This window comes from Burkholderia sp. SR8 (genome assembly GCF_052851275.1).
Genome location: NZ_JAULUC010000044.1, coordinates 1 through 12,876, shown reverse-complemented (window position 1 = coordinate 12,876; position 12,876 = coordinate 1). Strand labels below are relative to the sequence as shown.

Sequence of the window (12,876 nt, the reverse complement as noted above, 5' to 3'; positions counted from 1 at the left end):
ATCAGTTGCTTTCCGGTTTGACTGCTCGCCGCTAGCGCGGCAGCGCGAGCTTGATCAGCGCGTCGGGCGTCGCCTGCGCCTTCGGCACTTCGCCCGCGATCCGTCCTTCCTTCATCACGATGATGCGGTCCGACACGCCGATCACCTCGGCCAGATCGCTCGACACGATGATGACGGTGCGGCCCGCTTCCGCGAGTTCGTAGAACAGGTTGTAGATTTCCGCGCGCGCGCCGACGTCGATGCCGCGCGTCGGCTCGTCCATCAGGAACACGTCGATGCGCTCGGCCAGCCAGCGCGCGAGCACGACCTTCTGCTGGTTGCCGCCCGACAGCGCGCCGATCGGCGTTTCGCCGTCGCGGGTCTTGATCGCGAGGCGCTCGATGTATTTCTGCGCAAGCTCGCGCTCGCGCCGCGCGTCGAGCAGTACGCGCGCCGGGCTGAAATGGCGGCGCGCGCTGATGTTCAGGTTGTCGGCCACCGACGCGATCGCGACGATGCCTTCCTGCTTGCGGTCTTCCGGGCACAGCGCGATGCCGGCGCGTACCGCGTCGCGCGGGCTCGCGAACGCGACGCGCTTGCCGCCCAGCTCGACGTGGCCGCCGCTCGGGCGCGCCGCGCCGTACAGCAGCTTCATCAGCTCGGAACGGCCCGCGCCGACGAGCCCGAAGAAGCCGACGATCTCGCCGCGCCGCGCGGTGAACGACACCGGCTCCGACAGGCCGGGGCCCGTCAGTCCCTTCGCCTCGATCAGCACGTCGCCGGCCGTGCGCGGCCGGTAGCCGTACACGTCCTCGATCGAGCGGCCGACCATGCAGCCGATCAGCCGGTCGCGATCGAGATCGGCAACCGATTCGAACGTCTCGATCCGCCGGCCGTCGCGGAACACGGTCACGCGATCGCACAGTGCGTCGACTTCCTCCATCCGGTGCGTGACGTAGATGATCGCGCGGCCTTCCGCGCGCAGCGAACGGATGATGCGGAACAGCTGCGTCGTCTCGCGCGCGGACAGCGAACTCGTCGGTTCGTCGAACGCGATCACGCGCGCGTCGCGCATCAGCGCCTTGCCGATCTCGATCATCTGGCGCTGTCCGATCGACAGGTACTTCACCGGGATGTCCGGATCGATGTGCTCGCCGAGCCGCTCCAGCGCATCGAGCGCCCGCACCGCGAGCGCGCGCTCGTCGACCACGCCGAGCCGGCTCGGCAGCTGGCCGAGCATCAGGTTCTCCGCGACCGTCAGCTCCGGCACCAGATGCAGCTCCTGGTAGATGATCGCGATGCCGGCCTCGAGCGCCGCGCGCGTCGACGCGAAGCGCTGCACCGTGCCGTTCAGCGTCAGCGTGCCGGCCTGCGGCTGGTTCACGCCGGACAGCACCTTCAGCAGCGTCGACTTGCCCGCGCCGTTCTCGCCCATCAGTCCGTGCACTTCGCCCGCGCGCACCGACAGCGACACGCCGTCGAGCGCACGCACGCCCGGGAACGTCACCGTGATGCCGTCGAGCGCGAGCAGCGCGCCGCCGGGCGGCGGCGCACCGGCGCCGAGCGTGGCCGCGGCGTCGTTGCCCGACACGGCCGTGATCGTCTGCATCGTCATTGCGTCGTCGCCCCGCACGCTCAGATGCCGAGTTCGGCGCGCACGGCCTGCCAGTTCGCGCGCGTCATCAGCTTGCCGCTCGTCTGCGTGTCGGCCGGCGGCACCTTGCCGTTGCGGATCCAGTCGACGAGGTTCTGCGTGCTGTCCTTGCCGTGGTTCGTCGAGCTGACCGCGATCGTCCCGTAGAAGCCGGTCGGCTCCTTCTTCTGGAATTCGGCGAAGGCCTCGCCCGCGCCGTTGATGCCGACGCCGATCACGTCGGCCGCCGGGATGTGCAGCTGTTCGGTCGCGCGCACCGCGCCGAGCACGGTTTCCTCGTTCAGCGCGTAGATCACCCACTTCTTCACGTTCGGATGGCGGGCGAGCACGGGCGCTGCGGCGCTGAAGCCGCCTTCGTCGTCGGTCGTCTTCTGCGGTGCATCGAAGATGTTCTCCTTGCGAAAGCCGTTTGCAAGCAGCGCCTGCGTCGCGCCGTCGGTGCGCAGCTTCGCGGTCGGCAGCTCGTAGTTGGTGACGCGCAGCGCGCCGACTTCCTCGGGCTTCCAGCCGCGCCGCTTCATCTCGTCGGAGATCGCCTGGCCGACCTGGTTGCCGATCTTGGTCGCCGACATCCCGAGGTGCGGCACGTTCGGCAGCGGTTTGCCGGTCGAATCGACGAGCTGGTCGTCGACCGTCACGAACTTCATGTTGTAGCGCTTCGCGCGCGACGCGATCGCCGGCCCGAGACGCACGTCGGGCGCGCAGATCACGAAGCCTTGCGCGCCTTGCGAGCCGAGGTTGTCGATCGCGGCCAGCACCTTCTCGCCGTCCGGCGTGCCGATCTTCACGACCGAGAAGTTCTCCTTCTGGCCGAGCGCGGACGCGGCGTTCTGCTCGTTGATGAACCATGCCTGCTCGGGCATCTTCACCAGGAAGCCGATCTTCAGCGGCGTGTCGGCGTGTGCGGCGCCCTGCATCCCCAGCGGCGCGATGCAAAGCGCGGCGAGCAGCGCGCGCAGGGTGTGTCGGCGGATCGTTCGATTCGTGCGGTTCATGCGGTGTCTCCTTGTCTATTGGCTTGGGTCTTCAATACTCGTCGTGGCGGTCACGCTCGTCGTCGCGCGCGCCGGCACGTTGTCAGCGGCCGAACGCGTCGGTTCCGACGCGCCGCCCGAACAGGAACGCGTCGGCGACGAGCCGCAACGGCCGGACGTCGACGTCGCTTTCGCCGCGCGCGATCAGCGCGCGGAAATGCGCATACAGCGCCGGATATTCGCGCTCCGGCCCGATCTCGACCGGCGCGCCGTCGATCGACAACTGCGCGCCGCCGCGGCTGATCGCGAGCACGCCGTCCGACGTGTCGACCGCGATCTCCCACTGCTCGACCGGGCCGTGGCGCCAGTCGAATTCCGCGCGCACCGGCACGCCGTCCGTATCCGCGCAATCGAGTTCGGCCGCGATCGGCATCTGCGCGTCGCTCGGCACATAGAGCGTCGCTTCGCGCAGCACGAGCTCGCGCGGCAGGATCCGCGTGACGATCGACAGCGCGTTGATGCCCGGATCGAACACGCCGAGGCCGCCCGGCTCCCAGATCCACTGCTGCCCCGGATGCCAGCGTCGCACGTCTTCCTTCCAGCGCACCTGCACCGCGCGGATCGTGCGCGACGCGAGCCATGCGCGCGCCGGTTCGACCGCGCTCGCGCAGCGCGAATGCCACGTCGCGAACAGCGTGAGGCCGCGTTCGCGCGCGAGCGCGTCCAGCGCGGCCACTTCACCGAGGGTCGCGCCCGGCGGCTTTTCCAGCATCACGTGCTTGCCGGCCTCGAGCGCGGCGCGCGCCTGAGCGTAGCGCACTTGCGGCGGCGCGCACAGCGACACCGCGTCGAGCTCTCGCTCGGCGGCCAGCAGCGCGGTCAGGTCAGGATAATTGCGGACGCCGTTGACCTCCGCGTGACGGCTCGCACAGGCGGTCAACTTGAAGCCCGGCTCGGCGGCGATCGCCGGCAGATGCTGATCGCGCGCGATCTTGCCGATCCCGATCACGCCCAGCGAAATCACGTTGCTCATTTGCGTTTCTCCTTCGCCATTCGCTCAGCGCGCCCAGCGCAGCACGAGCGGATCGAGCCGGCGCGCGATCGCGACCAGCTCCGCACGCGTGTCCGGGTGCAGTTCCGGCATCGGATGCCGCGGCCGCTCGCACGCGATCACACCGCCTTCGCGCATCAGCGCCTTCGCGGTCAGGATCCCGGACTGGCGGTTCTCGTGATTGATCAGCGGCAGCCACGTCTGGTAATGCGCGAACGCATCGTCGTGCCGCCCTTCGCGGAACGCTTCGAGGATCGGCCGGATGCCGTCCGGAAACCCGCCGCCCGTCATCGCGCCCGTCGCGCCCGCATGCAGGTCGGCGAGCAGCGTGATCGCTTCCTCGCCGTCCCACGGCCCTTCGATCGCGTCGCCGCCGAGCCGGATCAGCTCGCGCAGCTTGTTCGCGGCACCGGGCGTCTCGATCTTGAAGTACGCGACCTGCTCGATCTCGCGGGCCATCCGCGCAAGGAACGGCGCGGACAGCGCGGTGCCGCTCGCGGGCGCGTCCTGGATCATGATCGGAATGTCGATCGCATCCGACACGCGTGCAAAGAAATCGAAGATCTGCGCCTCGGGCACGCGGAACGTCGCGCCGTGGTACGGCGGCATCGCCATGACCATCGCCGCGCCGAGCTGCTGCGCGCGCAGGCTGCGCGCCGCGCAGACCTGCGTGCTGTAGTGCGACGTCGTGACGATCACCGGCACGCGGCCGGCGACGTGTTCGAGGATCGTGCGCGTGAGCACGTCGCGCTCGTCGTCGGTGACCGCGAACTGCTCGGAGAAGTTCGCGAGGATGCACAGGCCGTCCGAGCCTGCGTCGATCATGAAATCGACCGCGCGTTTCTGGCTCGCGAGGTCGAGCTCGCCGGTGTCGGTAAACGTCGTCGGGACGACGGGGAAGATGCCGCGGTAGCGCGGTGTGCTGCTCGATGTCATGGTTCGGTCCTGCGTCAGTCGAAACGGCGTTCAGCCGGAAAACAATGCGTTCACGATTCGCCGGCGAACGCGCCCGAGGCCGGCTCGGGCGCGCGCAGCGCGGCGCGGACCACGAACGTCATCAGTACCGCGAACAGCAGCGTCGCCGCGAGAAAATACAGGCCGGCCGCGAGGCTGCCGGTCGATGCCTTGATCAGCCCGATCCCGTACGGCCCGAAGTAGCCGCCGAGATTCGCGAGCGAATTGATCGCCGCGATACCGACCGCCGCGCTCGTGCCGGTCAGGAATTCGCCGGGCAGCGCCCACACGACGGCCTGGATCGAATAGAGCGAGAACGCGGTCAGGCAGATGAACAGGAACTGCAGCGCCGGTTGCCGCACCCACGCGCTCGCGGCCATCGTGACCGCGGCCGCCGCCGAGACGACGACGATGTGCCAGTAGCGTTCGCGCTTGCGATCCGAATGGCGCGGCACGACGAGCAGGCCGACCACTGCGAACAGGTACGGCACCGCGGACAGCAGCCCGGTCGCCGCATCGCCGGTGCCGAATGCGTGGATGATCGTCGGCAGCCACAGCGACAGCCCGTAGATGCACAGCGGAAACGGCAGGAACAGTGCGGCGAGCAGCAGCACGCGGCGGTCGCGCAATGCGGCGAGCGGATTGCCGTGCGAATCGGGGCGATACGTGTCGCGGTCAGCGGCGAGCTGCCGCGCGATCCAGCGGCGTTCGTCGTCGTTCAGCCAGCGCGCATGCGCGGGCGACTCCGGCAGCAGCCGCAGCGTGGGCCATGCGAGCAGCACGGCCGGCAGGCCGCTGACGACGAACAGCGTCTGCCAGTCGGACAGCCCGAACAGCCCGTGCGTGGACAGCAGCCAGCCGGCGAGCGGGCCCGTCACGATGCCGGCGAGCGGCTGCGCGAGCACGAGCAGGCCGATCACGCGCGCACGGTCGCGCATCGGGAACCATTGCGTGAGGAAGTACAGGATGCCGGGATAGAGGCCGGCTTCGGCCGCGCCGAGCAGGAAGCGCAGCACGTAGAAGCTGGTCGGCCCCTGCACGAGCGCCATCGCCATCGTGATCGCGCCCCACGTCGCGAGGATGCGCGCGAACCACACGCGGGCGCCGAAGCGTTCGAGCGCGAGGTTGCTCGGCACCTCGCACAGGAAGTAGCCGATGAAGAACAGGCCGGCGCCGAGTCCGTACGCGGCGTCGCCGAGGCCGATCGCCGCGTTCATGTGCAGCTTCGCGAAGCCGACGACGGTACGGTCGACGTAGGCGACCACGTAGATCAGCGCGAGGAACGGCACCAGCTTGCGCGTGAGCAGGCGGGTCAGTTGCCGTTCGTCGACGGCTGCCGGTGAATCGGACTGTTCCGCCGTGGCTTGCGCGGGCGTGTACTGCGTCGTCATCTTGTCTCCTGTCGACGTACGTTAGCGCTTTAGCGCTTACGTACGTCCCATGCTTCGCGGTCGGTCTGCGTTAGCGCTTTAGCGCTTGCGTACGTCCCATGCTTCGCGGTCGACATACGTTAGCGCTTGAGCGCTTGCATACGCCCCATGCTTCGCGGTCGGTCTGCGTTCGCGCTTTAGTGCATGCGCAGACCCCGTGCTTCACGGCCAGTCTGCGTTTGCGCTTTAGGCCCTTACCCAGCCCGCCTTTCTTCGCGCCCGACCGCATCCAGCGCGTCACCCTGTTTCCCTCAGGCCCAGCCGCGGTCCGTTTCCGTATGCACCCGCCCGCCGCTCAATGCGAATGACTCGGCACGTCCGCACCGCGCGTGCCGACCAGGAAGTCGAGGTCGCACCCCTCGTCGGCCTGCAGCACGTGATCGATGTAAAGCCGCGCGTACCCGCCCTTGCCCAACTGCCCGGCGACACCCGGCGCCGCAGTCGGATCGACGTCCGACAGCCGGCGCTGCAGTTCTTCGTCCGTAATGTCCAGATGCAGCGTGCCGGCCTCGCAATCGAGTTCGATCCAGTCGCCGTTGCGCACTGCTGCGAGCGGCCCGCCGGCAGCGGCTTCCGGCGCGACGTGCAGCACGACCGTGCCGTACGCGGTGCCGCTCATCCGCGCATCCGAGATCCGCACCATGTCCTTCACGCCCTGGCGCAGCAGCTTCGGCGGCAGACCCATGTTGCCGACCTCGGCCATCCCCGGATACCCGCGCGGCCCGCAGTTCTTCAGCACCATCACCGAGCTGGCGTCCACGTCGAGCGCCTCGTCGTTGATCGTCGCCTTGTAGTGCTCGAGGTTCTCGAACACCACCGCGCGGCCGCGATGCTTCAGCAGCTCGGGGCTCGCCGCCGACGGCTTCAGCACCGCACCGCGCGGCGCGAGATTGCCGCGCAGGATGCAGATCCCGCCGTCCGCGATCAGCGGCCGGTCGAGCGGGCGGATCACTTCTTCGTCGTAGTTCGGCGCTTCGCGCACGTTGTCCCACAGCGACTTGCCGTTGACGGTCAGCGCGTCCGGATGCGGCAGCAGCCCGGCTTCGCCGAGCCGGCGCAGCACGGCCGGCAGCCCGCCCGCGTAATAGAACTCCTCCATCAGGAAGCGCCCCGACGGCATCAGATCGACGATCGTCGGCGTGCCGCGGCCGATGCGCATCCAGTCCTCGAGTTCCAGCGGCACGCCGATGCGGCCGGCGATCGCCTTCAGGTGGATCACCGCGTTGGTCGAGCCGCCGATCGCCGCGTTCGCACGGATCGCGTTCTCGAACGCGGCGCGCGTCAGCACCTTCGACAGCACGAGCCCTTCGAGCGCCATCTCGACGATGCGGATGCCGGACATGTGCGCGAGCACGTAGCGGCGCGAATCGACCGCCGGAATCGCCGCGTTGTGCGGCAGCGCGACGCCGAGCGCCTCGGCCATGCACGCCATCGTCGACGCGGTGCCCATCGTGTTGCAGGTGCCGGCCGAGCGCGACATGCCGGCTTCGGCCGACAGGAAGTGATGCAGGTCGATCTCGCCGGCCTTCAGCGCTTCATGCAGCTGCCACACGGCGGTGCCCGAGCCGATGTTCTTGCCTTCGAGCTTGCCGTTCAGCATCGGGCCGCCCGACACCACGATCGCCGGCACGTCGCAGCTCGCCGCGCCCATCAGCAGTGCGGGCGTCGTCTTGTCGCAGCCGGCGAGCAGCACGACCGCGTCGATCGGGTTGCCGCGGATCGCTTCCTCGACGTCCATCGACGCAAGATTGCGCGTGAGCATCGCGGACGGCCGCAGGTTCGATTCGCCGTTCGAGAACACCGGGAACTCGACCGGGAAGCCGCCTGCTTCGGAGATTCCGCGCTTCACGTGCTCGGCGAGCTTGCGGAAGTGTGCGTTGCACGGCGTCAGTTCGGACCACGTGTTGCAGATGCCGATGATCGGCCGGCCGTCGAATTCGTGATCGGGAATGCCCTGGTTCTTCATCCAGCTCCGGTACATGAAGCCGTTCTTGTCGTTCGTGCCGAACCATTGGGTGGAGCGCAGCCTGGGTTTTGTTGCCGACATCGTCAGTCCTGTGGTGACGGGATACCGGCGCAGTCTAGGCAGAATTTTGATAACTCGCTAATGACGTTTTTGGCGATTACGATATCGATTCCGATATCGATATAAACCCGTACGATGACCGAAGCCAGCCCGTGGGGAAACCGCAATCGCCTGAAGACACGCCAGTTGCTGCTGGTCGTCGCGCTCGCCGACGAAGGCAGCATTCACCGCGCGGCGGCCGCGCTGAACATGACGCAGCCGGCCGCGTCGAAGCTGCTGCGCGAGCTGGAGGAATCGATCGGCGCGGTGCTGTTCGAGCGGCTGCCGCGCGGGATGCGGCCGACGCTGTACGGCGACGCGCTGATCCGCCACGCGCGCGCGGCGCTCGGCAGCCTCGACCAGGCGCGCGAGGAACTGGCCGCGCTGAAGGCCGGCCATCTCGGGCACGTGGCGGTGGGCGCGATCACGTCGCCGGGATTGCGGCTCGTGCCGCCGGCCGTCGCGGCCGTGAAGGGGACACATGCGAACGTGCGGGTGTCCGTCGCGATCGACACGAGCAACGCGCTGCTCGAACACCTCGCGCAGGACAAGCTCGACATCGTGCTCGGCCGGCTGTCCGCCGAACACGACAAGCTGCACCTGCGCTACGAGCCGCTGACCGGCGAGCCGGTCGCCGCGGTCGTGCGGCCCGACCATCCGCTGCTCGCGCAGGCGCCGCTGTCGCTCGCCGACGTGCAGCGCGCCGCGTGGGTGATGCCGCCGGCCGGCAGCGTGCTGCGCCACCGGTTCGAGCTCGTGTTCCAGCGCGCGAGCCTCGCGCCGCCGGCGAACGTCGTCGAGACGGCCGCGCTGCTGTTCATCACGCAGTTGATCGAGCAGAGCGACATGATCGCGGTGCTCGCGGAGGACGTCGCGCGGTACTACGCGCGCCACGGGATCGTCACGGTGCTGCCGCTGGAGATGGACTGCCGGATGGACGATTTCGGAATCATCACGCGTACGGATCGGCTGCCGTCGCCGGCCGTCGAGGTGATGGCGGAGGCGATTCGGGCGGCGGCGCGGGAGGTTTACGGGATCGGGTTGTGAGGCCGGGGGCCGGTTCCGCGGCCACGGCCTGGGTAACCGGTTCGACGCTTGTCGCTCCGGACAACGGCGCGACGATTCAGGCGCCTAGGCGAGCCGTCAGTTCCTGGTCCTCGCCGGCATCGTCCCCGACGGCGGCGGACCGAGTAATCGGATTGCGCTTCCTGCATCAGAACTGTGCGGTGACCTGAAAACCGACCGTCACGCGTGCCGTAGGAAACCCGGACGGCTTGTAGATCGGCGTGCCGGCAAACAGGTCATAACCGTACGCACCGAATCGAGTCGCGACGCTTCCCTTCACGCCAATCACGGCGCCCGCCAGCTGCGTGCCAACGAGGGTGATCGGCTGGGAGCCCCACACGCGACCGTAGTCGATGCCCGCATACACCGCCTGCCCGGTTTGACCGATCGGTGCCTGCAGTTCGTTGCGCCAGTAGAAGCCACGGGACGCCGCGAGCATCGTTTCCCCGTCGAATCCGCGCACGGTGTAACGGCTGCCGATCGTCAGGTCGTCGATGTAGTACAGCGTGTTGCCCGTGTACTGGCCGTGGAACGTCGTCACGTAGCGGAAGGACTGCTGCGCGATGGCGAACGGCACCGACAGATTCGCGTCGAGCACCGCCATCCTGTAGCGGTAGGTCGGACCGCCATCTGCCGCGAGAATGTCATCCTGCGCGCCGAACGCACCGATACCGTGACGGTACGCGAGCGTCCCGTCGAACTGCGCGTTACCGAAGTAGTGGCGATCCGTCAGCCCGAATTCGACAAACGTGTTGTTGCGGCGCTGCTGCGGAATTTCCGTGTCTTCGATGAAGCTTTGCCCGAAGCGGCGCGATAAACGGAACTGCGCGCCGAACACATCGTTCTGGCTGCGCGACAGCACGCGATTCAGCTTGAAATCGACCGTCTTCGAGTTGCCGCTCGCGATGAACGTCTGGTTCACGCCGGCGATCTGCTGGTAATACGTGCTCGTGTACGCAGATAGCGTTGCCGTCCAGTAGCCCCACGGGATCGAGTAGAAGCCGTTCCAGCCATGCGAGCCGAGCCGCTTGTCGCCGAGTTCGAGATCCTGGCTCACGCCGATGTTGAACATGTCGTTCAGGCCGAGCGGGTTGTCGATGCCGAGCGACAGGTTGCCCTGCAGGCGCCCGGTCGCGCGCGTGCCCGAGTTGTCTATCGAAGCGACGACGGTCCACGGCTGACCGCGCTTCACGTCGAGCACGACATCGCTTTCGCCAGGCACGTCGGCCGGCACGATCTGCATCGATACGTCCTGGCTTGTCACACGCTTCATCTGCTCGAGGCCCTGTTCGAGATCGCGCAGATTCAGCAGTTCGCCATCGTGGGTCGGAAAGGCAGTCTTCCACGTGCCGCGGAGTTTTTCGTCGGCGAAGCGTACGTGACGGATTACGCCGGGGATCAGTGAAAACTTGAGGGTACCGGTCGACAGGTCCTGTTCGGGCACAAGCACGCGCGTGGTGACATACCCACGCGCAAGGACCCCTTGCGACAAGCCCTTAACCAGCACATCGATACCTTGCTTGCCGATGCACGCACCCGAGTAATGTTCGAGCCATTCGCGTGCGAACGCGAAGCGATCGAGCGGCAATGCCGACGCGCCTTGCGCCTTCACTGCGCTGGGCAACGCGTCCGGTACGTCCAGCGCAAATCGATCGATCCAAAAGCAGGGCGTTTCGACCGGAATCGCCGGATATGCTTCGACACGTGGCACCTCGGAACGAACCGAAGGCGCATGCACAGCAGCGTCGCGCTGCTGCGCGTCGCGTTGCTGTTGCGCCTGGCGATCCTGCTCCGCGTTCGCGCGAGCGGCCGCAGCTTGGTCGGCGGGCGTCGGGGCTTGCTGTGCCTGAACGGTGATTGCCATCAAAGCGGCGAGCGGCACAGTCGCCAGCTGTTTGGTTATTGTCATTTGGTGATTAGTTTTTATGCTGGCTCGATACCACGTGGCTATTTGGCCACTTTGCCGATCTCAATCGTAAACACAAGGTCTTCGAAATCCGGGTCACCCATGCCTCAATATCCCGGTTTGCGATACGGATACTTTTGCATGGACTTGCGGCCACCGAGACACAAATTCCTATTCACCATCATAGGCGGGAACGGATTCGTGACTCAGTCCCATCAACTACGCCGACGTGGTTCTCCCACATTTCCGATTTTGCGGGTTGGATCTCTCCTTTAATGCACCTTTGTTTTCGTCGTCCGCCAATTCTCGCGAGCCTCATTAAGGCTACTTCGGTTAGCGCCGCCCGCAAATGCCGGATCATCTGATTGCACTGGATCGTCCTCCCAGCCGCAATCTCGACAGATTTCATAATCGCCTCGTACGCCTATGGTTGGGCTCTCGCAACATGGGCAGCGCAAGTGATTTGCCATTATGAACCGCGTCCTTACTGTAGTGAATAATACCGTTCGTCGTTGGCATCTTTTCGCCTGTAACCGGATCATCAAGCGAGGTTCGTCTGCTTGCGCATTTTTTCACACCACCCTTGTTGAATAGGTCCAAGGAACTTCTCGAAATGCCCGATAATTGTCATTTCATTGACCCGCCGGCTTAGCACCGCGCAAGCGATTGAAACTCGGGCATTCCCAGAATGGGTGCCTATGTTGCACTCATCCAGGTACCGCTCGGACCCAGTTTTACGGCCAGAAAATATGCGAAGCGACAGATCCATCAAGACAAAATTCGCGCAAGCGCGTCGGGGTTCCCGACCGCTAACAAGCCTACTTCGGGATCGTCAAAAAATCCAACGCGTTGAAACGCGATGCCGCCACACTGCGCGATCATTTCAATAAGAGCTGCATCAGCATTCCATTGCCCGGTCCATCCAGACGACAGCGCAAACGGTTTCTCGATGCCTTTCGGTTGAGCGACGACATAGGTGCATGCGCGCGGTGGCATCGTCAGCGGCACGGTCATTAAGACCGATTCATCAAGATGGACAGCACCGAAAAACTTCAACTTACCGTCGTTCTCGATAGCGTATTCGAAGCGGTCCGTGATAGCTTCAAAAGCTACGCCTTGCGCTTTTAGCGCGTTGAACTTCTTCCGATAACGCACGATTCTCGTGTCTGGCTGCCAAGCCGTATCGCCGATAAGCAACCATATTTCATGGTTCGGCAGCCGCGCTGTGATCTGCGAAAACACCGAATTCAGGACTTGCTGGAACGGCTCAGGACCTGAATTGCGCGCCACTGTCCATTCAGCCGTCGCAAGACGGATTTGACTGGAAAACACGTCGCGTCGCAACATGACAAGTGGATCGCCAGCGAACGCGTCCTGTCTAGATTGCACCGCCAACTCAATAGTCATAATGATTCCCCGCCGGATCGTTAAAATGCGGTCCGCGATTTTGTGAGTTGCCTTCGCCGAAGTAGTGCCCGCCCGCATCGTCACGAATGTAACCGTTTGTGTACCGCCTCCCGGGGCCGGGACCGTATATTCGTACTGATATCCCGGCTGTGGGTTCCCTCGCTTGTCAGTGTTCGGATAGACCGCGCTTGGTTGTTGACTCACAGGAATACCGGCCGCACGTTTGGCTTCATTAAATGCGCCGCTCCGACCCGCTCCGTCAGGGGACATGTTGGGCGGCGCAGACGCGCCCGTCGTATCAAATACCTTGTTGCCGCCAGTCGCTGTGAAAATGTAATCAACCAGCCCCTTTGCCTGATCGGGAATGATCGCGGTAATCCAGTCGCCGACC

The 12,876-nt window shown here is 65.8% G+C and carries 10 protein-coding genes; 1 reads left to right on the top strand and 9 read right to left on the bottom strand.

What is annotated here, in order from left to right; translation table 11 throughout:
• Positions 1-31: 31 nt before the first annotated feature.
• The 6 genes from araG to Q3A80_RS30965 all read right to left on the bottom strand — a co-directional run bounded on the left by araG (position 32) and on the right by Q3A80_RS30965 (position 8,089).
• Entirely contained in the window at positions 32-1,594 is a 1,563-nt protein-coding gene (gene araG / locus Q3A80_RS30990) for an L-arabinose ABC transporter ATP-binding protein AraG (RefSeq protein ID WP_446332589.1), read from the bottom strand.
• A gap of 20 nt (positions 1,595-1,614) precedes the next feature.
• On the bottom strand, positions 1,615-2,628 hold the full coding sequence (locus Q3A80_RS30985; protein WP_446332588.1) for an arabinose ABC transporter substrate-binding protein: 1,014 nt from the start codon (positions 2,626-2,628) through the stop codon (positions 1,615-1,617).
• A gap of 82 nt (positions 2,629-2,710) precedes the next feature.
• Positions 2,711-3,640, bottom strand: coding sequence for a Gfo/Idh/MocA family protein (locus tag Q3A80_RS30980; RefSeq protein WP_446332587.1), 930 nt, complete (start codon positions 3,638-3,640; stop codon positions 2,711-2,713).
• 24 nt (positions 3,641-3,664) lie between these two features.
• On the bottom strand, positions 3,665-4,594 hold the full coding sequence (locus tag Q3A80_RS30975) for a dihydrodipicolinate synthase family protein (protein WP_446332586.1): 930 nt from the start codon (positions 4,592-4,594) through the stop codon (positions 3,665-3,667).
• A gap of 50 nt (positions 4,595-4,644) precedes the next feature.
• Positions 4,645-6,003: an MFS transporter gene (locus Q3A80_RS30970; protein WP_446332585.1), complete on the bottom strand. Its 1,359-nt coding sequence runs from the start codon at positions 6,001-6,003 to the stop codon at positions 4,645-4,647.
• A gap of 334 nt (positions 6,004-6,337) precedes the next feature.
• Positions 6,338-8,089 carry an IlvD/Edd family dehydratase gene (locus Q3A80_RS30965; RefSeq protein WP_446332584.1) on the bottom strand — a complete coding sequence of 584 codons (1,752 nt, stop codon included), beginning with the start codon at positions 8,087-8,089 and terminating at the stop codon, positions 6,338-6,340.
• A 114-nt stretch (positions 8,090-8,203) separates the two neighbouring features.
• Between Q3A80_RS30965 and Q3A80_RS30960 the strand changes: the two genes are divergently transcribed.
• Positions 8,204-9,154: a LysR family transcriptional regulator gene (locus Q3A80_RS30960; RefSeq protein WP_446332583.1), complete on the top strand. Its 951-nt coding sequence runs from the start codon at positions 8,204-8,206 to the stop codon at positions 9,152-9,154.
• 166 nt (positions 9,155-9,320) lie between these two features.
• Here Q3A80_RS30960 and Q3A80_RS30955 read toward each other — a convergent pair whose 3' ends face one another.
• The 3 genes from Q3A80_RS30955 to Q3A80_RS30945 form a co-directional block, all read right to left on the bottom strand.
• Positions 9,321-11,081 carry a ShlB/FhaC/HecB family hemolysin secretion/activation protein gene (locus Q3A80_RS30955; RefSeq protein WP_446332582.1) on the bottom strand — a complete coding sequence of 587 codons (1,761 nt, stop codon included), beginning with the start codon at positions 11,079-11,081 and terminating at the stop codon, positions 9,321-9,323.
• A gap of 269 nt (positions 11,082-11,350) precedes the next feature.
• Positions 11,351-11,548: a CPCC family cysteine-rich protein gene (locus Q3A80_RS30950; protein ID WP_446332581.1), complete on the bottom strand. Its 198-nt coding sequence runs from the start codon at positions 11,546-11,548 to the stop codon at positions 11,351-11,353.
• A gap of 926 nt (positions 11,549-12,474) precedes the next feature.
• Entirely contained in the window at positions 12,475-12,573 is a 99-nt protein-coding gene (locus Q3A80_RS30945) for a hypothetical protein (RefSeq protein WP_368042230.1), read from the bottom strand.
• Positions 12,574-12,876 lie beyond the last annotated feature (303 nt).